The 24,747-nt window shown below is 42.5% G+C and carries 17 protein-coding genes, 1 tRNA gene and 1 pseudogene; 6 read left to right on the plus strand and 13 right to left on the minus strand.

Translation table 11 applies throughout. The features are described from left to right. Positions 1 to 209: 209 nt before the first annotated feature. The 8 genes from EI164_RS07120 to EI164_RS07155 all read right to left on the minus strand — a co-directional run bounded on the left by EI164_RS07120 (position 210) and on the right by EI164_RS07155 (position 10,651). Positions 210 to 1,481 (minus strand): tyrosine-type recombinase/integrase, encoded by a 1,272-nt coding sequence (locus tag EI164_RS07120; RefSeq protein WP_192519291.1) that lies wholly within the window; start codon positions 1,479 to 1,481, stop codon positions 210 to 212. Between the two features lie 171 nt (positions 1,482 to 1,652). Next, positions 1,653 to 1,729: transfer RNA gene (locus EI164_RS07125), tRNA-Ile, on the minus strand. Between the two features lie 90 nt (positions 1,730 to 1,819). Then, the gene (locus tag EI164_RS07130) at positions 1,820 to 2,629 is read right to left on the minus strand and encodes a pteridine reductase (RefSeq protein WP_225739164.1); all 810 of its coding nucleotides are present in this window, start codon (positions 2,627 to 2,629) and stop codon (positions 1,820 to 1,822) included. 16 nt (positions 2,630 to 2,645) lie between these two features. After that, positions 2,646 to 3,833: a tRNA nucleotidyltransferase gene (locus tag EI164_RS07135; protein WP_192519292.1), complete on the minus strand. Its 1,188-nt coding sequence runs from the start codon at positions 3,831 to 3,833 to the stop codon at positions 2,646 to 2,648. 163 nt (positions 3,834 to 3,996) lie between these two features. Further along, entirely contained in the window at positions 3,997 to 6,318 is a 2,322-nt protein-coding gene (locus EI164_RS07140) for an NADP-dependent malic enzyme (protein WP_192519293.1), read from the minus strand. A gap of 348 nt (positions 6,319 to 6,666) precedes the next feature. Further along, a complete protein-coding gene (locus tag EI164_RS07145; protein WP_192519294.1) occupies positions 6,667 to 8,133 on the minus strand; it encodes a protein adenylyltransferase SelO in 1,467 nt (488 codons plus the stop codon). A gap of 172 nt (positions 8,134 to 8,305) precedes the next feature. After that, a complete protein-coding gene (locus EI164_RS07150; RefSeq protein ID WP_413038450.1) occupies positions 8,306 to 9,484 on the minus strand; it encodes an acyl-CoA desaturase in 1,179 nt (392 codons plus the stop codon). Between the two features lie 435 nt (positions 9,485 to 9,919). Next, a complete protein-coding gene (locus EI164_RS07155) occupies positions 9,920 to 10,651 on the minus strand; it encodes a glycerophosphodiester phosphodiesterase (protein WP_192519296.1) in 732 nt (243 codons plus the stop codon). A gap of 368 nt (positions 10,652 to 11,019) precedes the next feature. Here EI164_RS07155 and EI164_RS07160 point away from each other — a divergent pair, with 368 nt between their 5' ends. Next, complete coding sequence (locus EI164_RS07160) at positions 11,020 to 11,928, plus strand: hypothetical protein (protein WP_192519297.1); 909 nt, start codon at positions 11,020 to 11,022, stop codon at positions 11,926 to 11,928. Between the two features lie 96 nt (positions 11,929 to 12,024). Here EI164_RS07160 and EI164_RS07165 read toward each other — a convergent pair whose 3' ends face one another. Beyond that, a complete protein-coding gene (locus EI164_RS07165) occupies positions 12,025 to 12,621 on the minus strand; it encodes a cob(I)yrinic acid a,c-diamide adenosyltransferase (protein ID WP_192519298.1) in 597 nt (198 codons plus the stop codon). A 230-nt stretch (positions 12,622 to 12,851) separates the two neighbouring features. Here EI164_RS07165 and cysS point away from each other — a divergent pair, with 230 nt between their 5' ends. From cysS to pdxH, 5 genes are all read left to right on the plus strand, one after another. Beyond that, positions 12,852 to 14,312 carry a cysteine--tRNA ligase gene (gene cysS, locus EI164_RS07170; RefSeq protein WP_192519299.1) on the plus strand — a complete coding sequence of 487 codons (1,461 nt, stop codon included), beginning with the start codon at positions 12,852 to 12,854 and terminating at the stop codon, positions 14,310 to 14,312. A gap of 161 nt (positions 14,313 to 14,473) precedes the next feature. Continuing rightward, positions 14,474 to 16,417, plus strand: coding sequence for a mechanosensitive ion channel family protein (locus EI164_RS07175; protein WP_192519300.1), 1,944 nt, complete (start codon positions 14,474 to 14,476; stop codon positions 16,415 to 16,417). 278 nt (positions 16,418 to 16,695) lie between these two features. Next, positions 16,696 to 18,168: an IMP dehydrogenase gene (guaB, locus tag EI164_RS07180; protein ID WP_192519301.1), complete on the plus strand. Its 1,473-nt coding sequence runs from the start codon at positions 16,696 to 16,698 to the stop codon at positions 18,166 to 18,168. A gap of 211 nt (positions 18,169 to 18,379) precedes the next feature. Next, positions 18,380 to 19,750, plus strand: coding sequence for a phosphoglucosamine mutase (glmM, locus tag EI164_RS07185; protein ID WP_192519302.1), 1,371 nt, complete (start codon positions 18,380 to 18,382; stop codon positions 19,748 to 19,750). Positions 19,751 to 19,802: 52 nt separating this feature from the next. Next, positions 19,803 to 20,447, plus strand: coding sequence for a pyridoxamine 5'-phosphate oxidase (gene pdxH, locus EI164_RS07190; RefSeq protein ID WP_192519307.1), 645 nt, complete (start codon positions 19,803 to 19,805; stop codon positions 20,445 to 20,447). 131 nt (positions 20,448 to 20,578) lie between these two features. Here the strand turns inward: pdxH and EI164_RS07195 are convergent, their stop codons facing one another. The 4 genes and pseudogenes from EI164_RS07195 to EI164_RS07210 form a co-directional block, all read right to left on the minus strand. After that, positions 20,579 to 21,826, minus strand: a complete 1,248-nt coding sequence (locus tag EI164_RS07195) for an HlyD family secretion protein (protein ID WP_192519303.1) — start codon at positions 21,824 to 21,826, stop codon at positions 20,579 to 20,581. Between the two features lie 106 nt (positions 21,827 to 21,932). Beyond that, positions 21,933 to 23,624: an MFS transporter gene (locus EI164_RS07200; RefSeq protein WP_192519304.1), complete on the minus strand. Its 1,692-nt coding sequence runs from the start codon at positions 23,622 to 23,624 to the stop codon at positions 21,933 to 21,935. A 281-nt stretch (positions 23,625 to 23,905) separates the two neighbouring features. After that, a complete protein-coding gene (locus tag EI164_RS07205; protein WP_192519305.1) occupies positions 23,906 to 24,535 on the minus strand; it encodes a glutathione S-transferase family protein in 630 nt (209 codons plus the stop codon). Positions 24,536 to 24,539: 4 nt separating this feature from the next. Further along, positions 24,540 to 24,747 (minus strand): annotated as a pseudogene (locus EI164_RS07210) (hypothetical protein); the annotation flags it as partial.

A 24,747-nucleotide genomic window follows, 5' to 3' on the forward strand; every position in this document is an offset into this window, starting at 1 on the left:
CATTGTCCCCTTTGGAATTATTATTTAGGGGTGACAACTATCCTGCCATAGGGGGGTCTGCTTCTAGGTTTATACTATTATCTGTAAAAGATTAAGGCGCTAAAATTTTTGCCTAGATAATAACTGGTCACCATCCAATCCAACACGGCTCGTTCTCACTAAATCAGTTGATGATGTTTTTATAGTGCTCTTCTTTAGATCTTGTTAGATTAGTAATATTTAATGATTATTTCAGCTTGTGTCATGCCAGCATGCTGACAATAGAAAGACACTATTGAGTTTAAGGCGTCTCTTAATTGCCGCTGTGACACTTGAATATACTGTAGAGTAACATCATCGCTTGATTTAGCTTCACGATGATTGAGCAAGCGTTTAAGGACTGGATAGCTGATATTTAAGCTATTAGCTACCGTTCCAAAAGTACGACGCAAATCATGAGGCGTAATATATAGATTCGCTTGCTTACCTATGGCCTTATAACTGCCACTTAAATCTTTTATATGATCGTCGCTGGCTTGCAAGTCACTTGGAAACACCCATTGCTTGCCAGAACTCATCCTCCACCTTTCCTCAAGTAGAGCCTGTAGAACATTACTAGTAGGCATATGATAATCAGAACCGTTTTTCGTATCTTTGAATACTATCCTGCCAGCCTTAAGGTCGATGTCAGACCACTTTAAGGACTGCGCTTCATTCAAACGCACACCAGTGAACATAAAAAGTAGCATGATATCTCGTGCATTATTGCTGTGAGGCGCTTGCATGTGTGAGCTTCTGTCAACATAATTTAAAAGTGTTTTGAGGTACATGCCTAAATATTCTTCTTCAATATGTTTGGTACGTGGCTTAACTTTATTCCAATCTTTCTTGGCGTTGAGTATGCGTACAGGTTGCTCTTTGATTAAAAAATCTTCGTCATCATCTAAAAAGCTATCACGACAATAATTCCAAACTGATCTTAGAGCTCTCATAGTTGCGTTAGCCTGAGCTTCACTATGCTTACTTATCTCTTTATGCTTATCACTTATCATTGACTTAGTAATATCATTTAGAGAAATATTTAACCAGTCTTTTAGCTTATGTAATATTTGACGATCATAAGTGGTAATAGTGCCTTTAGCTAACCCAGTCTTTGTTGATTTAAAGTACTTATAAGCCTCTTTAAGTGTTGGTACATTATTGGTCTTATCTTTCGGGTCTTCCAAGTTCTCATGAAGACCATCGTAAACATGCATACCTTTTTTTATATTTGCCATCATTATGCTGGCTTTTTCACGTGCTTCGGTTAGTGTAATTAAATGCGTTTCTTCTACTTCGTCTCTATACAGCTTTCCATTGATGCGCTTATGCAGTGTATAGCGCTTTGACTGCTTGCCCACCCGTAGCGCAAAACCAGTTAGTACATCGTCCATATAGATTTCAGTACCTTTAGCGGTATAGTCTACTGAATCGATAAGTTTTTTGGTAAGTTTAACTTTCATATATCACCCATGCAGCAGTACATAACCATAGTGTTAGTAGTCATCATACTTTAATTACTACAAGGGTCAAAGTATCAAGATAGTATCAAAAAATTAATTACATCAATGCGTTCACATGAATTTTAGACAATAAAAAACCCTTACAAGTCAATGACTGTAAGGGTTTGAATTTGGTGGGCCCAGTAGGACTTGAACCTACGACCAAAGGATTATGAGTCCTCTGCTCTAACCAACTGAGCTATGGGCCCTAACGTTAGACGGATAATGATACCTGATTTTTTGAATTTTTCAAGTAAAAAATAAGCAGTAATCAAGATATTTTTTATTAAGCGCTATTTTTATGAGATATGACCACCAGCCAAGGTTAGGCTGCGACCACCATCCACAGTGATAATCTCTCCAGTGACATAATGTGCCTGCGCAAGATACAGCACACTATGGGCAATTTCGTCAGGTCGGCCGATGCGCTGCATAGGGATTGAGTTGATAATATCTCGCTGTTGGCTAATATCTAATGCTTGGTCGCTATTAGCAGCAGGTAAGACATTAACCCCAGGCGCGACACCATTGACTCGTATGTCTGGTGCCATTTCTAATGCCAGCGACTGTACCATCATACGGTGAGCAGATTTTGCCATATTATAGACAGTATAATGGCTAAACGGTCTATCATGGGCGTGGATATCTAATAAACTGATAATACAGCCTCTTTGCTTTTTGAGATAAGGTAATAATGCTTGGCTTAAAAACAAAGGTGCCTTAGCATTGGTTAATAACAATTCATCCCACTGTGCGTGATCGATACTGCCGAGGGGGCTAGGGTAAAACCGCGAGGCATTATGTACTAATGTGTCTAATTGGCCAAAGGTCTCTATAATATCTTTAACGAACACATGTAACGCAGCGCTATCGTTGACGACGGTCAAGTCAGCAACAACAACGGCTGCACTATTGGCACGAATATAATTTAACTCGGTGGCTAATTCTTTTGCTTGTTGCTCGCTATGATGACAGTGAATGATGACTCGGTAGCCCTGATGATGTGCGGCTCTCACGATGGCTGCACCAATACGCTTAGCACTGCCCGTTACCAACATAACTGGAGAGTGATGATTGGCTAATGGCATGGCATGGGGTGCTTGGTTCATAGTCATTGTATGCTTTTTAACCTTGGTGTTGCGCTTGTAAGTGCTCAGCTCTAGCTTGCCTTAGTGCCTCACCAATAGCTGGGCCTTTGAGGTCTGGTGCTATATCTGTCATGCCAATGTCGTGAAAGCTATTTAGTGCTATCATCATTTGACGGTGTTGTATTGCCAGTTGTAATACCTGATTACACACGAGTAGTTGTGAGAGTTTATTAGGCTCTTTATGCGCGCCGCAATTTTGTAAGAGATCAATTTTTTCAATAGCAGTCAGAGTGTTTATTTTGCTAAGGTTTTCGGCTTGCTGCACGAATAAACTGGCAAACTGAGTTTGTATTTTTGGTACCTTGGCGATACTGCCTATATCGTTAATGCCTTTTATATTAGCTGTTTTATTAGCATGTGCATCTGTGCGCACTAAAATAAATAGAGATGAGTTGAGGCTAGTCATTAATAAGGCCCAACGTTGTGATAAGTTGAGCTGCATTTGACCTGCGAAATACAGCGCAGTTTGTACAGTTTCTCTTATCTGAATATTGGCCCAAGCTTGATGCAACGGCGTAAAATACTCTGTTAGCGCACCGATTTCGTATAGTTGTTGCCAATAGACCTGAGGCGATAGCTGCATGGTTGCGCGGCTCGATTCTTGCCAAATACGTTCGCTACTTAAATGGCTAAGCTCTCCAGAGGCAGCTAACTCACGCATTAAGCTCAAGGTTTCATCGGCGATGGTAAACCCTAAGTCATAATAACGGCTATAGAAACGAGCTGTTCTAAGTACTCGTAGTGGGTCTTCGCTAAAAGCACTGGATACATGGCGCAAAGTTTTATTTTTTATATCAGCCAATCCACCATAGTAGTCGATAACTTCACCATCTATAGGGGTGTCATCATTCAGACTGGTAACCTCTATTGCCATGGCATTGATGGTCAAGTCGCGACGTTGCAGGTCCTCTTTTAAGCTCACATCGGGGCTGGCATGAACGCTAAATCCTTTATAGCCAGAGCCTTGCTTGCGTTCCGTACGTGCCAGTGCGTATTCTTCATGGCTACTTGGATGTAAAAACACTGGAAAGTCTGCGCCCACTTGCAGAAATCCTGCATCAAGCATTTCGCTGACCGTTGCACCAACGACGACAAAGTCTTTATCTTTGATAGGGCGACCTAATAGTCGATCACGTACCGCACCACCCACTAGGTAAATTTGCATAATATCCTCTTTTATTGAGTAAGCTTGGGTACTCAATTTTTACTGATAAAAAAACCAGTCCATGCCTTTTAAGAGCATTGACTGGTTTTTAGTATAGCAGACGGTTTCTATAAATAAGCAATAGTGACCGTCTTCATCATACGTGTATACTGCCTATGGAGTATTACTGATTTTCACTTTCTAAATCTTGAGCTTCAGTAACGGCCAGCGCAGTCATATTAACGATACCACGTGCAGTTGCTGATGGCGTTAGAATATGTACTGGCTTATTAGAGCCTAACAAAATAGGTCCGATAGAGGCACTACCAGTGGCTGTTTTGAGTAGGTTAAAGGCAATATTTGATGCGTCAAGCGTTGGCAAGATAAGCAGGTTTGCAGCACCTTTTAATGGACTTGATGGCATATGGTTCAGACGAATATGCTCATTTAGCGCGGCGTCACCTTGCATCTCACCATCAAACTCAAAATCTACATTCATATCGGTTAGTAGTTGATAGACCTGACGCATTTTGGCAGCACTGGTACGATCTGAAGCACCAAAGTTAGAATGAGAAACTAGCGCGACACGTGGAGTAATACCGAAGCGACGCAATTGTTCAGCTGCCAAGAGAGTCATTTCAGCTAATTGCTCAGCGGTTGGGTCTTCGTGGATATAAGTGTCTGCGATGAAGATATTACGATCTTGCATGAGTACCGCATTCATAGCATAGAAGTCGTTCATGCCTTCTTTTTTACCAATGACACTTTCAACATATCTCAAGTGCAACTGATAATGGCCAAACGTACCACATACCATAGCATCTGCCGCACCATTATTGACCAACAACGAGCCAATCAATGTGGTCTTACGACGAACATCACGGCGTGCAAGCTCAATACTAACACCGCGACGCTTATTCTGTTCGTAGTAGCCTTGCCAGTAGTCTTTATAGCGAGAATCATCATCGATATTGACGATAGTAATGTTCTCGCCATCTTTTAGACGCAAGCCCAGTTTCTCAATATTGGCGGCAATGACTGAAGGACGACCAACCAAGATAGGCTTCGCTAGCTGCTCATCAACAACCACTTGTACAGCAAGCAAGATATTATTGTCTTCACCTTCACAGTAAACAATACGTTTTGGTGCAGACTTGGCACGAGCAAAGATAGGCTTCATGACGAACGCAGAGTTATAGACAAACTCAGACAGACGCTGACGATAGGCTTGCATGTCAGCGATAGGTAGAGTGGCAACACCTGAATCCATCGCCGCTTGAGCAACGGCAGAAGCAATCTCGATGATTAGGTTTGGCTCTAGAGGTCCTGGAATCAGGTAATCACGACCGAAGCTTTGCATTTTATCGATGTTTCTAACACTGGCAGTTGGTGTTGCTTCGACGTGTGCCATGGCAGCGATCGCTTTTACACAAGCCACTTTCATTTCTTCATTAACGGTTGTTGCACCAACATCTAATGCGCCACGGAAGATATAAGGGAAGCATAATGCATTGTTTACTTGGTTTGGATAGTCTGAGCGACCTGTTGCCATGATAACATCTGGGCGTACAGCATGTGCCAACTCTGGCATGATTTCAGGCGTTGGGTTGGCCAGTGCAAAAACGATAGGGTCTTTTGCCATACGGCGAACCATGTCTTCAGATAACGTACCAGGCATAGATAAGCCCAAGAACATATCGACATCGTCCATGACTTCTTCGATCGTGGTTGCAGTCGTCTCACGTGCATAGCGCTGTTTGGTTTCATCAAGATTTTCACGAACGGTAGTGATGATACCGCGTGAATCTGAAACAAAGATATTGTTTTTATTTACGCCAAGTGCGCAAATGATATCCAAACAAGAAATTGCTGCGGCACCAGCACCTGAACAAACCACTTTGATTTCTTCGATTTTTTTGCCAGTAATCAATAACGCGTTGAGCATCGCCGCTGCAACAATGATTGACGTACCATGTTGGTCATCATGAAATACTGGAATGTTCATACGTTTACGTAGTTCACGCTCGATTTTGAAACATTCTGGTGCTTTGATGTCTTCTAGGTTGATACCACCAAAAGTAGGTTCAAGAGAGGCAACCGCTTCAATAAATTTGTCTGGGTCGTTTTGTGCAATCTCAATATCAAAAACGTCAATACCTGCGAATTTTTTGAATAAAACCCCTTTACCTTCCATGACAGGTTTTGATGCCAATGGACCGATATTACCTAAGCCAAGTACCGCAGTACCGTTGGTAATGACACCAACCAAGTTGCTACGAGCTGTATATTTTGCTGCTAGCGTTGGGTCTTTTTCAATTTCAAGACAAGGAACTGCCACACCTGGTGAGTAAGCCAGCGCTAAATCACGTTGGTTAGCCAACTGTTTAATAGGGGTGACTGAGATCTTACCTGGACGTGGAAATTCATGGTAATGTAAGGCAGCTTGTTCAAACTGCTCTTTTTCCGAACTAAGGTTATCCGTATTCAAATTGGTATCGTCATTCATAATAATTGCCATGGTTGGAATAAATTGGAATAAAGTAAATGGAGATAAAAAACAGTTCGCCCTTAAAAAATTAAAGAATGACAATAATTTAAAGGGTCATTGGTACTAAAGAATTGATGGTCACAGAGATAGTAATCAGTGATTAAATACTGGCATCAAAAACGCAATCTAACAAAAACTGTTATTCTACCACTATTGGCAATTCACGCCTAGTCAATAGCGATGAATTGCTTGAATAATACAATAAAATGATATTCATTATTTATCTTGTTGATAATGCCAAAAAACAAGGCTAAATACCAACCGTAATTCCATAATGTTTCAAAATATTACAGAGTAGTAGTATTATTAAGATGAACAGCTAATAGGTTGCTGAGGTGTGTTGGGGTTGGGTGGCGTTATATCCAGATCAGTAGCGGTGTCTTGCACACAATAGGGGTTGGCTAGCAATTCAAAAACTCGGCTAACTTCTTTAAGCTGACCTTGCTCTGCTGCTGTGATAGCACGCTGTGCCATACTATTACGTAATATATAAACAGGGTTATGGGTTTGCATATCTTGGATAGCTTGATCGATCGGTAGCTGTTGTAGTTGAGCTATATAACGTGTCGACCAATCTTGCCATACCAGTTGTGCATCAGTGCTCAACTCATTGGTTATAGTGAGTAGTAGTTTTTGCTCGTAGGGATGAACAGTTGGTGAGACCAAACCGAGTAGGGCGCGGAAGCTATTGGTGTAATCGAGCAAGTTGTTTTCTAGTAATGTCAACCACTCAAAAGCCAGTGTCAGACTCTGAGAATCATGAGGTAAGCCAAGTTTACGGCATAAGCCTTGCTGATAATGCTGCATAAAGCTCGCTTCATAAGGTAACAAGCACTCTGCCAGCGTGTCACGCGTGACGCCTTCTAAACGCATAAAGTGTGGTAACCAAACATTGAGATTCCAGTGACCGATAGCAGGCTGGTTTTGATAAGAGTATCGACCTGTGTGGTCGGAATGGTTGTTGATCCAAGCTGGGTTAAAACGTTCCATAAAACCAAAAGGTCCAAAATCTAAGGTGCTGCCAGTGATAGATAGATTATCTGTATTCATGACACCATGGGCAAATCCTATCAGCTGCCAATCAGCGATCATTCGTGCGGTACGCTCAACGACTGCCGTCAAAAACGCTGCCACAGGTTGTTCACTATCGCGACATTCTGGATAGTAAGTATCAATCATATAATCGGTAAATTCACTAAGTAAATCAGGTGCAAAGCTAGCAATCCACTCCACATGACCAAGGCGAATATGGCTATCAGCCACACGCATCAGTGCAGCACCTGTTTCGATACGCTCACGGCGTACCTGGGTATCTGATACAACGAACCCCAACGCGTTAGATGAAGGAATACCAAGCTGAGTAAGTGCGTGACCGCATAGATACTCGCGAATGGTGCTGCGTAACACAGCGCGTCCATCACCCATCCGTGAATAAGGCGTTAGGCCAATACCTTTAAGGTGCAGGTCTTGTGAGTGGTTGTTGTTATCGAGTACCTGCGCCATTAATAAGCCACGTCCATCACCCAACTGTCCAGCCCATTGTCCGAACTGGTGACCGGCATAAGCCATAGCCAGTGGTTTAAAGTCAGCTGGCACGTATTGACCACCCAATACCTCAACCCAGCGTGTCATCAGATCTTTATCTTCTGTCCAGCCCAACTGCTCTGCAACTTGGGTGTTGAAATGACCAGCACGTGGGTTGTCTAATGGCGTGGGTGGTTGCTCATGATAGAGGCGTGTGTCTAGTTTGACATAGGTATTTTGATAACGCATACAAGCCGTTCCTATTAAAACATCAAAATGATGGGACCACTATAACATAGCCACCACAAGACAGCGTTTAGCTTTATCTATCTTGCTGTCTATTTATTATATTCAATAAAAAACCCTCCATCCATGACGGATAGAGGGAAGGAGAAGCTTTACAATAATGAGAAGTCAGCGACTAAGCGGTTGTTTTGTTTGTTCCAATCGCACGAAATGCTGTTTTTAGATTGCTGTTATGCTCAAGTATTTTTTGCTCAACTTTGGCGTAATCGTGCTTTAGCTTATCATCAACTTCATGTAAACGATCAGCAAACTCTGTTTTCTTCAGTTCAATAGTTTTGGTTTTTAGCGCTTGCCATTCTTCTACTGTTTTCGTAAAAGCCTCATATTCAAACTTGATGCGATCTTGAAAATTCTTCATTGCATGAGGAATATCAATACCGCTTGCTGTCGCTGTATCAATCTGCTGTTGAGCGGTTTTAAACTGCATTTGCACTTCAGCATGCTTGATAGTAGTGTCATCTACAGTACGTAGCTCACTGGTTAAACCAATTTTAGATAAGCCTGCAATCAACCATTTGGTAGGGTCATATTGCCACCATTTAACACCATTACGATAGTCGTATTGGAAGAAGTGATGATAGTTATGATAACCCTCACCCCATGTGAAGATAGCTAAGAAAAAGTTATCACGGGCAGTATTGGTATCGGTATAAGGACGTGTACCAAACATGTGGCATAACGAGTTGATGAAGAAGGTAAAGTGATGGGTTAGTACTAAGCGCAGCAAACCAGCAATCAGTAAAGTACCCCAAACATCACCTAATAACCAACCAATACCAGCGACCATACCGACGTTTAAGGCAACTACCCATAAGCCATAGTATTTATGCTGAATTTGTAACGTTTTATCTCTGGTCAAATCAGGAATATTTTTGTAATCAAACTTACCACTAGGATAATTGCGCAGCATCCAACCAATATGGCTAAACCAAAAACCACGTTTTGCTGAATATGGGTCATCTAAACGATCATCTACATGACGATGATGGCTACGGTGACCAGAAACCCAGTCAAACGCTGAGCCTTGTACGGCTAGGGTTGAGCCAAGCAATAAGAAGTTTTTGACAATCGGATGCGCTTTATATGCACGATGTGACAGTAGACGATGGTAACCAGCAGTAATACTAATACCTGTCCATACCATAAAGGCACCAAATACACCCCAAACCGGCGCGCTAACTTGATGAGTCAATAAATACCACGGTGTGATAACGGCAGCAGCAATTGGCGTGGCTACTAATATAGCCGCAGAGATCCAATTGATCGGCGCTTTGGTAAACTCAAACTCCCGTATATCGATCTCACCTTTTTCAGAGGTATCAATTTTTACGGTCTTATCAGCATAGTTGCGTTTAGCAACTGGCAGATTATCGATCGAATTACTTGTATCAAAACGTGTCTTAAAACGTGAGGCTTGAGTGCTGGCTGCTTTTACAAGCGTATCACCAGATTTGATAGCGAAACGTAAGCCTTTCAGCGGTAAGCCAAGTGCTTTTTTTGCGATCATATAATATCCCTAACGGTATTCATTTAAGTCTCTATAATACCCTAAAATTTTCATAAAGTGAACACTCATGCACTATAAAAATATTGCTAAATAACAACAACTTGTATTGATTATGGGATGTATTGACGTAAATAACCTGTGATTTATCAGGCATTAAGGATAAGTGTAAGCACTATATCAAAATATATGAATTTTTTGAGGTAGCTGAAATGAAAAATAGATTTACGAATTTAGTAATAAATGGCTTGGGAAATCGGTAATGATTACATCGGTGTGCCATTGAACCAGTTGTGCAATCGTATCGGTGTTATTGACGGTCCAAGCACTGACTGGTAAACCGTAGCGGTGGCTATGCTCAATAACGGCTTGGTTGATAAGAGGATGGTATATACCCAATTGACCACAGCCAAGCTGTAGTGCTGTATTGGTCGCAGCGATCAAGGCTTTAGGTGTGTCAATCAACAAACCACGCGGAATGTGCATAAGTGGCTTGCTGCGTTGCAACCGCGCATGTAATTCCATATCAAAACTAGTTAACGCAATAGGTAAGTTGGCAAGAGGGCTGTAGATTAAATGCTGGATCAGTGCTTTCATTAGTTTGGCGTAGTTGGTACGGCTATGCGTCTTAATTTCGAGTTCAATATGAGTAAAACCATTTAGCAAAGGGGCCATACGGGTCAAAGAGATGATTTGATGTTCAAGCTGTCGGTATCGTCTAATCTCTGCAAGACTCAACTGGTCAATACGTGATTGTTGACGACACATGCGTGCTAAATCATCATCATGGAATACAACTAAGTGGCCATCAGCACTAAGCTGTACGTCAAACTCAATGCCTGTTAAACCATGAGCATTGAGACGGTGAGCATGCTCAAATCCTATCAATGTGTTTTCTAATACCTCACCACGGGCACCACGATGACCAAGTAATCGTGTGTTTTTAAAATTTATCATTGTTATCATTTCGGCTATTTGTATGAGTAATCATATAGCGTCATATGAGTAGCGTCTAATAAAATTTGTTAAATAGAATAGAGTGTTGATATGAATTTTTTTATTATGAAGTGTAACGATAATACTTTGAAAGTAGGTTTACATTGAGCGTCGAAGTACGTATTTGTTATGTTTTTGCAACTAAGTGTAGGTTTTACCCATTAAAGGGGGCGTTATTTATGTGTCCATAGGCTACACTAATGACCATTCAATACAAACACCGTATAATAGTCGGTTTTTCAAACCTATGGCAGCTAGGGTTGCGGTTTGGACATCAATCACTGTCCGTCAGTGGCGGTACGAATTAGTAAATTGGGAGCAAAATGAATATGAGCGTAGCAAATAAGGGTTTGAGTAAGTGGCAGAAGATTGCTGGAATTGGTATGGCATGTAGTTTGGTGCTTGCAGGCTGTGATCGCTCAGATAAAGAAGACACCACGGAGACAGCAGAGCTGACAGAGCAGGATTCGGATGCTATTGAAAATGCTGCGGCAACGGCCGTTAGTTGTGATGACCCAATGGTACAAGATCGTCTCAAAGCGACGCTAAAAAACACACTCACTCAGCAAGCGCAAGCTTTGGCTACTAACTATGCCAACGATGCGGAGATTAATCTTGCCAGTGGTGCCATTACTGATAAAATCGACGGTATCGTGATTGATGTACAGAATGCCGCAGTTTTACAAGAAGCCAATAGCAATGGTCTGACGACTTGCCAAGCAAGTGTGAGTATGACGTTGCCAAGTGCAGACTTGTATCAAGCCAGCCAAGTCCAAGCGGCCAATAATCAACCAAGTCTACAATCACGTTTAGCGGAAAACAATATTCGTATCAATAATAATATGCTCGTGGATGATTCTTTTACCTATGTTGTTGGCACTCAAAACGGTCAAGTACGTACGCGTATTGCTGGAGAGCCGGCACTGGTAGCTGTCGTTTCTGATGTGATGGCAGGTTCTGTATTGCAGTCAGCGATGAACAGTCAGAATGCTCAAAGAGAAGCCGCACAAAACAATGATACTCAACCTGCACCGATTCGCGAGCCTAGAGAAGTCACACCGATTGAGCCAATTGAGCCAATTCGTCCTACTGAACCTGCAACACCGCCAACGATTAATAACCCAAGCAATCCTACAGATAACAATACAGCAGTCAGCGAACCAGAAGTACTAAAAGAAGTACCTGAAGATGAGAGTATTGATATGGTTATTACTCAAGACGAAAATGCTACTTACTAACTCGTAAGAGTGATGCAGTTGCTAAATGATAAGTATTAGAAGAGCCCGCAACGTCAAGTTGCGGGCTCTTCTTTATGTCTCAATAGTCACGTATCGCTATTTCTTAGCATCAAAATCCTTTAACACTTGACTGTCCCAAAGTACTTCAAAGACTTGTTTAGGGTCAGTACAGAAACGTGCAGCGACGAATAACCAGTCAGATAAACGATTGATAAAGCTTACTGCTGTACTACGCATGGCTGTTGGACGTTGCTGTCTTAACAATACCGCTTGGCGTTCAGCACGGCGACAGACACTACGAGCTACATGTAACTGGCTCACTAAAACAGATCCTGTTGGTAGGATAAAATCCTTGAGCGGTGGCAAGGTGGTATTCATTGTATCAATTTGTTGCTCCAACCATTCAATATGAGTGGCATTAACCCCTTCATATTCTGGCATAGCCAGTTCACCACCGATATTGAACAGTAGGTGCTGAATAATGACTAAGCCTTCAGAGAACTCCTTGGCGATAGATTGGCCTTTATTGCGTTGCAATTGAGCACGTACTAGACCGATATGTGAGTTGAGTTCATCAATATCGCCCATGACATTAAATAGATTGTCAGCTTTACTGACTCGACTGCCATCTGCCATACCAGTGCTACCATCATCTCCAGTACGCGTATATATCTTACTTAAGCGATTACCCATATCTAAGTCCTTAACTATTTTTTTGATTGAGTGGTGTTAGTTGCGTGCTCATTGTAGTATTTTACGACTGTTTTCGCTAAGATAATGGGTCAAGTTTTATATAACAGTCGTTTTATTGTTGTTCCTTATATTGAGGGCAAGGATGAATCAGAGTTACTGGCTGATAAAACATGGCCAATATTTTAACTTGTATTTAATCTACTTTATTTATATAAAAAGGCTTTTTAATCATGACCACACCTCTTGCAGATGCGATGTCTCAGCTTGCGATTTATGACTCACTGACTGGCGGAAAACGCCAATTCGTACCACTCAAAGCAGGGCAAGTAGGCATCTATGTGTGCGGCATGACCGTTTATGATTATTGTCACATTGGTCATGCGCGGATGATGATCGGCTTTGATATAGCTGTACGCTGGCTAACACAATTGGGCTATGATGTTAATTATGTGCGTAATATTACCGATATTGATGACAAAATTATCGCTCGTGCAGCTGAGAATGGCGAAGAGATTAGTACACTGACGCAGCGTTTTATTAAAGCCATGCATGAAGACTTTTCTGCACTTGGTTGCTTATCACCTAATGCTGAGCCACGGGCAACTGACTATATCGATGAGATGCAACAAATGATCGGGACGTTGGTCGAAGGAGACTATGCGTACGCAGGAGACAATGGTGATGTATATTACGCCGTTGATAGTTTTGCGGACTACGGCAAGTTGTCTAAGCGCAATCTGGATGATATGCAGGCAGGTTCGCGAGTTGATGTTGAAAATGATAAGCGCAATCCATTTGACTTTGTACTATGGAAAGCAGCCAAGCCTGAGGAGCCTCAGTGGGCATCTCCATGGGGACAAGGGCGTCCAGGCTGGCATATTGAATGCTCAGCGATGTCGACTAAATGCTTGGGTGATACCTTTGATATTCATGGCGGTGGTCATGATCTACAGTTTCCACATCACGAAAATGAGATTGCCCAATCTGAAGCGGCGACGGGTTGTGAGTATGCACGTAACTGGATGCATGTTGGCTTTATCAATGTCGATGGCGAAAAGATGTCTAAGTCATTAAATAACTTCTTTACCATTCGTGATGTCATGGCCAAGTATTTGCCAGAAACGCTGCGATTTTTCTTATTATCAAGCCATTACCGAAGCCAAGTGAACTTCTCCGATAACGCATTAGATGAAGCTCATAATAGCCTAAGCAGGTTATACAATGCCTTGAAACTGGCTGAGCAGCAAAAAGGGCAAACATTGGTTGTTACGGATGAGTTGATCAATGAGGTTTATAACAGCAGTGCTGGGCAAGACTTTATTAAAGCCATGAACGATGATTTTAATAGTTCAACGGCTATCAGTGTACTATTTGGGCTGGCACGTGATATTAATAAAGCCATAAAAGCAGAAGAGGTTGATGTTGCATGGCATTTGGCACAGCAGTTAAAAGCATTGGCACAGGTACTCAATATTTTACAGCAGCCTGTTCAAGAGTTTTTGCAAGCCGTGGTTGGTGATCAGACTGATGATGGCTTAACGGACGCGGTCATCGATGATTTAATCATTGAGCGCGCAGATGCCAAAACCAACAAAAACTTTGCGCGTGCTGATGAGATACGTGAGCAATTGAAGGAAGCAGGTATTGAGCTCGAGGACAGCCGTGCTGGCACGACATGGCGCCGCGCTTAAAAAGTCTGTTACAGAAAACTCATACAGATGTTCATAAACTAAGTCAGCTTTGAGCTGGCTTTTTTTGTAGACTAAATTAAGTATGAAACTATCAGATATAGAGTTTATGGTGAGAATAAGCTTTGTATAAAAATCTCACATCAATGAGTGGTCGCTAAAATATGGATATTATCAAAACCAGCAAGATTAATAATGATGTTGGTCCGGAACGTAAAACGCTACCATTATTATTCGCTGTTTTTATGATAGTAATGAGTGCGGCTTGTATGCCTACTTATGCGGCAGATGATAACAATGAGCAACGTATAAGTGAACAAGAACGCTCACAGTCAGCAGACACACCTGATAGTTTGACTGAGTATACAGATGAACAAATCAGTAATATAAAAAATGAAAGAGTTGGTCTGTCTGGTGTGGTAGGAGAGGTGCTTGATCCCACTGAGCGTAGTGTTGTAGAGCAATCTGGACAAGTGCAAGGGGATTCGGGACTGACAGGTGAGTATAATGAAAACTATTATTTATTAGATACGCTCAATGCTAGCTTACCAACATTGTCTGAGCCAGCAAATTTAACGACTCCTTTAGCGACTTTAGAGTTCTTTCAGTCAGCGGTCATGAAGCATCAATACGACTTAGCTGCTTACGCGCTTAATATGAATCTGATTGACCAAAAGATTCAGCGCAATCACGCGATTGAATTGTCGCAGCGCTTGGATTTTTTATTATCAGAGAGAGAGCTCTATGTCTTTGATGATCTGCCAGATCGCCCAGATGGTTTAATCGAACCGCCACTGGGTAGCACCAGTAGTATCATGGGTGTTCCAAGACGTTCGATACAGTTGGGTTATATCGATTATCGTGAACGCCGTGTTCCTATTTATCTACAGCGAGTCCGAGTGGGCGATAGTGCGCCTATTTGGGTATTTTCTGATCAGACAGTGGGTAATATCGACAATCTTTATGAGCAATATCATCCAGCAGAGTTTGAGCGTTATTTACCAGCATGGTTGAAATTTAAAGTATTCAGTATTGCGTTATGGGAGTTTTTAGCATTATCACTGTTCTTCTTATTGACGATGGGAGTAGGGTGGTTACTGAGTAAAGGTACTGGAAAAATTATTAGTCATTATATTGATGATGAGAAGTACCGCAATGATTTGGGTAGTATTCATGGTGTAGCAGATTTGGTCAATAAGCTGACGGTACCTTTGACTTTTACCATCAGTTTTTCGTTGGTTTTTACATTGGTTTCTGGCGGCTTTCCTTACTTAGACGCTGTTGCTGCATCGACTAGGCCACTTATCTGGATAGGCTTGGTTTTTAGCACTATGTGGCTTGGCATACGTGTGATTAACTTTTTTGCCAATCGTTACCAAAACATGCAGATCGAAAATCTGGCTGCAGAGCATTTTGATAAAGAGCGCCGCCGACGCACCTATGTGTCGATATTTCGCCGAGTTTTTATCTTTGTCATGATTTTAGGTAGTATCTGGATGGGTTTGAGTGAATTTACCAACATGGAAGGCCTTGGTAAAACACTATTAACCTCGGCAGGTATAGCGGGCGTGGTTATTGGTATTGCGGCACAGCCGATACTGGGTAATATTATCGCTGGAGTACAGGTAGCAGTCACGCAGCCGGTACGGATTGGTGATAGTGTGATAATGGATGGTAATTTCAGTACTGTTGAAGATCTGCGTTACACTTATGCAGTACTAAAAACATGGGATGAACGTCGTCTGGTGGTGCCAATGCGTGAGCTGATTACTGACACAGTAGAAAACTGGTCACATACAGAGGTGCATCAAACTTGTCCTGTGTTTTTATTTGTGGATTATGGTGCAGATATTGATGCCATTCGCCAGCAGTTTATATCGGCGGCTAAAGATAATAAGCTGTGGGACAAAAAAACCGAGCCTGAAATATTTGTAGTCGAAGTGACCGAACATAGCATTAAACTGCGTGGCGCGGTGTCAGCGGTAGGCCCCATAGAAGCGTGGACACTGGCTTGTGAAATACGTGAGCAGATGCTTGGTTATCTATATCGCGAACACAAGCCTTATCTGCCAGCTGACCGTCTGGTGTTAAAAGATAAAGAGGCATAAGTAATCACATTTAAGTCCACATTATTTTGGATAAACGACACTCTTAGTATATATAGCTTATATTGGTAAAATAATCTGCTAAATATACATGCGACTTGTTTGCTTATTTGTTATAATGTGGCGTTATTTTTAAGGGATAAGTAAGTGATTAAGCGTAAGATTGCACCATATTTATGTAAACTTATGATTCATCACTTAATTGCAGTTTTCTAGCGTTTGATTTAGCTGGTTTATTGCTAAAATCCCACCCATCAAAATAACCACCACTAGGGGTCTGTATGTTGCGAATTGTCGATGAAGCCTTAACCTTTGATGACGTTTTATTATTACCAGCCTATTCTGAAGTTCTGCCAAAAACTGCTGATCTGTCTACTCGTTTGACCAAAAATATCACACTTAATCTTCCGCTAATCTCTGCGGCGATGGATACTGTGACTGAGTCTGAAATGGCTATCACTATGGCACAACTTGGTGGCATGGGTATTTTGCACAAGAGCATGGACATCGAAAAGCAGGCCACACAAGTACGCCGTGTCAAAAAATTTGAAGCGGGTACAGTGGTTGATCCTATCACTGTACATCCAGAGATGACCATTGGTGAGTTGCTGCGTTTGACGCAGGATAATAATATTTCAGGTGTGCCTGTGGTAGAAAAGGGTACTGATAACGTGGTAGGTATCGTGACGCATCGTGATTGGCGTTTTGAGACCAATCTGTCGCTACCTGTCAGTAAAATCATGACGCCAAAAGATCAGCTGGTCACGGTACATGAAGGTGAGAGCAACGAAAATATCAAAAGATTGCTGCATGAGCATCGTATCGAAAAAGTTATCGTTATTGATGATAATTTCCGCCTACGTGGTTTGATTACGGTTAATGATTTTGCCAAAGCTGAAAACAATCCAAATGCCTGTAAAGACGAACAAGGTCGCCTACGTGTTGGTGCTGCCGTTGGTACTGGCGCAGACACGCAAGCACGTGTTGAAGCATTGATTGCTGCTGACGTTGACGTTATCGTTGTTGATACGGCGCATGGTCACTCAAAAGGTGTGATTGATAAAGTTTCTTGGATTAAAAAGAACTATCCGCACGTACAAGTAATCGGTGGTAACATCGCAACAGGTGAAGCTGCTATTGCTTTACGTGATGCAGGCGCCGATGCTGTAAAAGTGGGTATTGGTCCTGGTTCTATCTGTACCACGCGTATTATCGCAGGTATCGGTGTACCACAAATCTCAGCGATTGATAATGTTGCTAGCGCCTTAAAAGACAGCATTCCATTGATTGCTGATGGTGGTATTCGTTTCTCAGGAGATATGGCAAAAGCAATCGCTGCTGGTGCATCATGCATTATGGTTGGCTCGTTAATGGCTGGTACTGAAGAAGCCCCAGGTGAAGTTGAACTGTTCCAAGGTCGCTACTATAAGGCTTATCGCGGTATGGGTAGTTTGGGTGCGATGTCAGGATCAAATGGTTCATCAGACCGTTACTTCCAAGATGCCAAAGATGGCGTAGAGAAGCTAGTGCCAGAAGGTATCGAAGGTCGTGTACCTTATAAAGGCCCAGTTGCTGGTATCGTTAATCAGTTGGTTGGTGGATTACGTTCATCAATGGGTTATACAGGTTCTGCAACTATCGAAGACATGCGTACTAAGCCACAGTTTATCAAAGTAACTTCAGCTGGTATGAAAGAATCACATGTGCATGATGTGCAAATCACTAAAGAAGCACCGAACTATCGAGTAAACTAAAGTATGTATTTTGACTAATGCATTTTTGCGGTTTATTTAAAAGATATTGACTAGGACGTAATGCTTTAGCGACTTTGAGATACAAACAGCCAACAATGATTTATTATTGTTGGCTGTTTTTTTTGTAAAATACAGAAACAGATTATTACAATAATAGTATTGCTGACATATACGCTTGAATTTTTATTTTTTGACTTGAGGAGTGTGCATAATGAGCTATTTTGGTACCGATGGTATTCGTGGGAAATTTGGTGAGTTGCCAATTACACCTGACTTTATTTTGAAATTAGGCTATGTGACGGGACAAGTGCTGATAGAAAATAATAGCAATCCTGCGCGCAGACCTAGTGTGGTCATTGGCAAAGATACTCGCTTGTCAGGTTATGTGATTGAGGGCGCGTTACAGGCGGGCTTCAACGCCTCTGGTGTCGATGTTCATATGCTTGGTCCATTACCAACACCTGCCATTGCACATTTAACTCGTAGCTTTAATGCTGATGCAGGTGTGGTTATTTCCGCATCACACAACCCTTATTACGACAACGGTATCAAACTGTTTTCAGGTGACGGTAAAAAGCTTACTGATGAGATGCAAAGTGCAATCAATGATAAGCTACAAGTTATTATGAGTATTGATAGCAGCGATGATGCTATGGTTATGCCTATCCTTGATCCGTCACAACTGGGTAAAAATAATCGAATCAACGATGCGAAAGGTCGCTATATTGAATTCTGTAAAGGTAGCTTTCCTTATCAGTATGATTTGAGCCATCTAACTGTTGTCTTAGATTGTGCCAATGGTGCAGGCTACAGTGTGGCACCAAGAGTCATGCGTGAGTTGGGTGCTAATGTGATAGCTATTCATAATACGCCTGACGGCCTCAATATCAATGCTGATTGTGGTTCTACCCATCCTCAAAGCTTGCAGAAAGCAGTTCTTGAGCATAAGGCCGATGTTGGTATTGCCTTAGATGGTGATGGTGACCGTATTGTGATGGTCGATGAGACAGGTGAGATCGTCGATGGTGATGGTATTTTATATGTACTTGCTACTCAAGGTCAGACCAAGGCCAAAGGCGTGGTTGGTACATTGATGAGTAATATGGGCTTAGAGTTGGCATTACACGCTGCTGATATTGCCTTTGCTCGTGCAAAAGTGGGTGATCGCTATGTGATGCATGAGCTTGAGGCCAATGGTTGGATATTGGGCGGTGAGCCATCTGGACACATTTTATGCTTAGATAAGAGTCGTACTGGTGATGCTATCATTGCAGGCTTGCAAGTATTGGCTGTGATGCAAGCACGTGGTCGCGCGCTGAGCGATCTGGTTGAAGGGTTTGATGTGCTGCCACAAAAACTCGTCAACGTCCGCCTGTCTCAAATGCAGGACCCGTTTGAGCACGAGGAGCTGGTTGCCGCTTTTGACAAAGCACAAGCGACTTTAGAAGGAAGAGGTCGTCTATTGATTCGTCAGTCAGGAACTGAGCCTATGATTCGAGTGATGGTAGAATCAGATGATGAGATAGAATGTGATGTCATGGCCAATGACTTGGCCGAGCATATTAAAGCGGTATTGGGTTAATAGCCATTCGTGTCATAATGCAACCATATCAAAATAAGGAATGACCATGAGCATGGATTTTACCGATCAGCGTCTGTCATATGAAAAAGGCGTGCTTGATCAACAGTCAGTACCTAACTCGCCATTTGAGTTATTACATGCCTGGATGAATGAGGCAATAGCACAAAAAGTTCAAGAGCCGTATGCTATGAGCTTGGCGACCTGTGGCGCAGACAATAAGCCCAGTGTGCGGATTGTATTGATGCGTGAGATTACGGATACTGGCGTGGTGTTTTATACCAACTACGAGAGTGCGAAAGGGCAAGATATTGCTGAGAATCCAAATGCTGAGGTTTTGTTTTTTTGGCATGAGCTTGAGCGTCAGGTTCGTATCAGTGGCAGCATTGCGAAGATAGATGCTCAAAAATCTGCGGCGTATTTTCAAAAGCGTCCGCATGATAGCCAAGTAGGTGCATGGGTCAGCCAGCCGCAAAGTGGTGAGGTTGCCAATCGTGATGTCATGGAGCAAACCTTTGAGCAGCTGCAATCAGATTACTCTGATACTGGAGATGTGCCAACGCCAGAGTTTTGGGGTGGGTATGAGATTACGATTGAGCAGATCGAGTTTTGGCAAGGTCGTGCCAACCGTATGCATGACCGCATCGTATATACTAGCGACAATGGCGATAGCTGGAATACCAAGCGCCTGTTGCCATAAGACTGTAGCTGTAACTTTGTAGCTATAAGGTTTTAGTTATAAAGCCACTTGGCTCAATAATAAACCCCCGTTAGTGGCTATTGTCAAAAGCTACTAGCGGGTTTTTTTTATTGGAGGTAATGACATTGATATTATTTTACATCAGTATCCACATCGACAGAAACGGACATGCCAGGACGTAGATTGACCAGATTTGGTTGATCTTTATCTAAATCGATACGTACTGGAATACGCTGGGCTATTTTAATATAGTTACCAGTGGTTGGGTTTGCTGCTGTGGCGCTAAATTCACTGCCAGTTGCTGGCGAGATATTATTGATACGTCCCGTAAACTCAGTACCACCAAGGGCATCCACTCGAATAGTAGCAGGTTCACCTATGGTCATGTTGACGATTTGAGTTTCTTTAAAATTGGCAATGATCCATACGCCTTTCGGTACGATATACATAAGCTGTGTACCAGCACTAACATACTGTCCATTTTTTACACTGACTTGGCTCAATTGCCCTGATTCAGGCGCAGTAATCATGGTGTTATCCAAATTTATTTTTGCTTGTTTTTTAGCTGCTTCTGCATTTTGAATATTGGCATCAAGTGATGAGCGGCTACCACTGGTTTTTTTGCTGGCTTGTTTAGCGGCTTGTAGGTTGGCTTCTGCTTGTTGTACCGCTGCTTGCGCCTTAGCCAGCTCTGCTTTTGTATGTGCCACTTCCGCTTGTGACACGGCGCCAATCGCATCAAGTCCTTGATAGCGTTTAATGTCTTCTTGGGCACTGTTGACACTCACTTTGGCGCTATGTACATCAGCTTCACGCGCTGCTATTTGTGCTTGACTAGATTGAGTATCTTGAGCGTTGCTTGCGCGGTTGGTTACAGCTACCTCGATATCGGCCTGTGCTTGTTCGAGCTGTTGTTGAAAGGTACGGTCATCTATTTTAACCAGTGCATCACCTTCTGTGACATTTTCAAAGTCTTGTACCGCAACATCAGTTACGTAACCAGATACTTGTGAGCTGATGATGGTGGTTTGGCCTTTCACAAAAGCATTATTGGTATGCTGTACGGTTGGGGTGAATGGGGGGAGTTTCCATGCATATAAAATAAGAAACACACCGATAACGATGAGAATAATAAAAAGCCCTATATTGAAGAACGTTTTTTTCTTAGGATTCCACCCAGAAGAGGAGGGAATTGGCTCGGTTGGTGGCATGGGTGTTTTGTTGTCAGTACTGTGTTCTACAGGCGTGTCCACAGAGTGGGTTTCGCTGTCTTGAGTACTGGTTGTCTTATCAGTGTTAGCAGACGGGTTATTAGAAGACGAGCTGTTGACTGGCGTCTGAGTTTTTTGGTCAGAGTCATTAGGGTTTTCGTGGCTCATGACGCGCTCCTAAAAAGTTAGATGAAAATAATTGATAGTTTGATATGGGTATAAATAAGCGTTCTAGCAATCTCAAAAAATATGGTTAGCGGTGTTAAAAAACATCTTATTTTTGCGCGCGCATTTTGGCGATTACAGCCAGCTCTTTCGCCAATGGGTTGCGTTTATGGTAGCGATAGTAAAGGTAGTTGAGCAGTAAGATAATAGTGGCAGCAGTCGACAAAATGGCCATGATAAAGAATAAATCACCATAAGCAGAGACAGTGGCTTGGCGCTGGACACCTTGCAGCACTTGTAGCGTAGCTGCGGTATTGGCTTGGGTAATGTCGGTAATTTGAGGTGATAAAACGCTGCGTGCTGCGGCTATTTGTCCCACCAGCTCAGGATCACCAAAGTTGAGGGTGCTGACCATATCTGCATAATGTACCTGCGTACGAACCGTGGTAAACGCTTGGATAGCGGCTGCACCTGCCAATCCGCCTACCGTTTGCGAAATACTAAAAATAACGGAAAAACTAATAATATAGGCAGGACCACTGGTAATAGCACGCAAAAATCCTTCAAAAACTAGAGGCCCCATGAAATATACGGCGGCAAATGCAATCAAAAACTGGCTGAGATAAAACATATAGGGTGCTGAATTAATAGACACCGTGGTGTCCATCCAAGACCCTACGGCAATCAATGCCACTGCGAAGATAACGGGTCGACGCAAATCCATCGCATTGGTACTAAAAATACTGATCACTAAAGCCAATACACTGGCCGTTAATATAACCGCATAAAACGTAACCAGCTGATCGTTACCATAGCCTAAGTTGGCAAGCAGTCCTGCAGCCCCAACATTCTGCTCAGATAGCAAAATTCGCATGACAGCACCAGTAATCATAAAGGCAATGATATTTCGGCTACGCATCCAGCGCACTTGTAGCATCGGGTTTTTGCGATGCGTCTCAATCCATAGGGCGATACTAATCCCAACGATGGCAATAATAAGTGGATAGATAAGCCAAGGTGTCGTCCACCATAGAATCCTGCCTTGTACCAAAACGACAGCCAATGCAGCCAGACCACTAGCAAAAAAACCAAAGCTTAAAAAATCCAATTTTTCAAATACTTTTTCTGTATGACCTGGCGGTAGCTCTAGCAAGTTGATCAGCCCAAAACAAATCAGCGCCAAACCAAATTGGAATAGAAATAAGCTCTCAAGCTGACCGTCAATGGTGAGGTAGGGCGAGATGACTCGTGATAATGGGATACCAAACTGTACCAAGCCAAAACCCAAGATTAGACCGCTAGTGCGTTTGACAGTTGGCATACCTTGCAAACAATAGAACAAACCTAATATGGTCATGGCACTGGCCACCATACCGCTCAAGCCACGGGTGACAAGCTCTAAGTAATAAGGATCAAGCCACATACCATCAGCAGTCGTCACCAAGCCACTGCTCACAAACCACTGCATACTGGTTGCTAGTAGCAAAAAAGATAGGGTGATTTTAGTGAATAATGCCATGCCAAACTGCTGACGAATTTTATACAACAGTACGGTGATACAAGCATTAGTCATATTGTAGGCAACCGATATCCAACCACCTTCCATCGGTGTCAAGCTAAGGTCACCTTGGATTTGAGTTAAGTTGGTGACCAACAAACCATTTTGGAAGCTGGCAGTCAATCCAATGATAATACCAATGAGCAGGTAACAAACCTTGCGGCGTACAGGGTGGTCAGGATTGGCTGGCGACCCTACCATCATCGGTTGTTCGTGGGGCTTGAATTGATATTCATTATTCATGGTTGACCGTCTTTCTAGATGAGTGTTGGCTGCAGTGACAGACAACAACACGGTTTATCAAAAATGGGTGGTGCGGTTAATGATGATATAGTCGATTCAATTTAAAAGTCGTACAAGGGCCGAGTGTAGATGTATCTCTAATACTTCAAACGAGACGCTGTCATACTTTCATAGTGGAATGACTGTAGTTTGCAAAAGCCAATAACAAAAATAGCCCAAGGTAGACTTGGGCTATTCTATCAGTCTGTCTATAAAACGCTACAGATTATATCAGTCTAAGGCTATTTTGAACTGTCATGCTCAGCTTCAAGGCGCATCGCACGCTGATAGCTGTCAAGGCTGGCCAAGCTTTCAGCATATTGTCTGATATGTGGATAGTCTTCTAGCTTCTGACGCTGTGCAAGAATAATCATATCAAACGACAGCATAAAGTCAGCACCGCTAAGCGTATCACCTACAATAAACGACTTACCTTCAAGTGATGCGTCTAAATATTTGAACAGTCTGGTTTTTTCTATGGCTATATAACCATTTAAAAATTCATTGTTATCGACACCTGCTTTTTTGCTAAACAGTTCAAGCATCAATGGCAACATGAGCGAGCTCTCAGCAAAGTCAATCCACTGCAAGTAATGACCGTAATCTTTACTGTCAGTAGCAGGACGCAAGCGATCTGGTGCAAAGCATTCAATTAATAGCTCAGTAATAGCACCTGATTCTGAGTATATTTGCCCATCCATTTCGATCACTGGTGACTTACCCAGCGGATGCACCGCTTTTAGGCTGTCTGGTGCTAGATGTGTATGAGCGTCACGTTGATGGCTTATGATTTCATAAGGCTCGCCCAGCTCTTCTAGTAGCCATAAAATACGCAGCGAGCGCGACTGATTTAAATGGTGCAAGCGAATCATAGTGTTATCCCTTTATCTTAGCGATCAGGTGTTTCGCAGCTTCTTCAGATGAGGCTGGGTTTTGTCCAGTGATTAACAAACCGTCTTCTACCACAAATGAGGCCCAATCATCTGCTTTTTCGTAATGACCACCATTGGCTTTGAGCTCATCTTCTACTAGGGCGTGTTGAACATTCATAATTTCAGCCAGATATAAGCGCAAGCGAGAGCGA

It is taken from the genome of Psychrobacter sp. FME13 (assembly GCF_014861395.1).
Classification (GTDB): domain Bacteria; phylum Pseudomonadota; class Gammaproteobacteria; order Pseudomonadales; family Moraxellaceae; genus Psychrobacter.

Bases quoted from the DNA above. Each gene is read 5' to 3' on its own strand.
- EI164_RS07135 (WP_192519292.1), bottom strand. From the start codon at position 3,833: ATGCAAATTTACCTAGTGGGTGGTGCGGTACGTGATCGACTATTAGGT.
- EI164_RS07160 (WP_192519297.1), top strand. From the start codon at position 11,020: ATGAGCGTAGCAAATAAGGGTTTGAGTAAGTGGCAGAAGATTGCTGGA.
- cysS (WP_192519299.1), top strand. From the start codon at position 12,852: ATGACCACACCTCTTGCAGATGCGATGTCTCAGCTTGCGATTTATGAC.
- EI164_RS07140 (WP_192519293.1), bottom strand. From the start codon at position 6,318: ATGAATGACGATACCAATTTGAATACGGATAACCTTAGTTCGGAAAAA.
- EI164_RS07175 (WP_192519300.1), top strand. From the start codon at position 14,474: ATGGATATTATCAAAACCAGCAAGATTAATAATGATGTTGGTCCGGAA.
- EI164_RS07165 (WP_192519298.1), bottom strand. From the start codon at position 12,621: ATGGGTAATCGCTTAAGTAAGATATATACGCGTACTGGAGATGATGGT.
- EI164_RS07155 (WP_192519296.1), bottom strand. From the start codon at position 10,651: ATGATAAATTTTAAAAACACACGATTACTTGGTCATCGTGGTGCCCGT.
- EI164_RS07145 (WP_192519294.1), bottom strand. From the start codon at position 8,133: ATGCGTTATCAAAATACCTATGTCAAACTAGACACACGCCTCTATCAT.
- EI164_RS07200 (WP_192519304.1), bottom strand. From the start codon at position 23,624: ATGAATAATGAATATCAATTCAAGCCCCACGAACAACCGATGATGGTA.
- EI164_RS07120 (WP_192519291.1), bottom strand. From the start codon at position 1,481: ATGAAAGTTAAACTTACCAAAAAACTTATCGATTCAGTAGACTATACC.
- glmM (WP_192519302.1), top strand. From the start codon at position 18,380: ATGAGCTATTTTGGTACCGATGGTATTCGTGGGAAATTTGGTGAGTTG.
- guaB (WP_192519301.1), top strand. From the start codon at position 16,696: ATGTTGCGAATTGTCGATGAAGCCTTAACCTTTGATGACGTTTTATTA.
- EI164_RS07130 (WP_225739164.1), bottom strand. From the start codon at position 2,629: ATGAACCAAGCACCCCATGCCATGCCATTAGCCAATCATCACTCTCCA.
- EI164_RS07205 (WP_192519305.1), bottom strand. From the start codon at position 24,535: ATGATTCGCTTGCACCATTTAAATCAGTCGCGCTCGCTGCGTATTTTA.
- pdxH (WP_192519307.1), top strand. From the start codon at position 19,803: ATGGATTTTACCGATCAGCGTCTGTCATATGAAAAAGGCGTGCTTGAT.
- EI164_RS07195 (WP_192519303.1), bottom strand. From the start codon at position 21,826: ATGAGCCACGAAAACCCTAATGACTCTGACCAAAAAACTCAGACGCCA.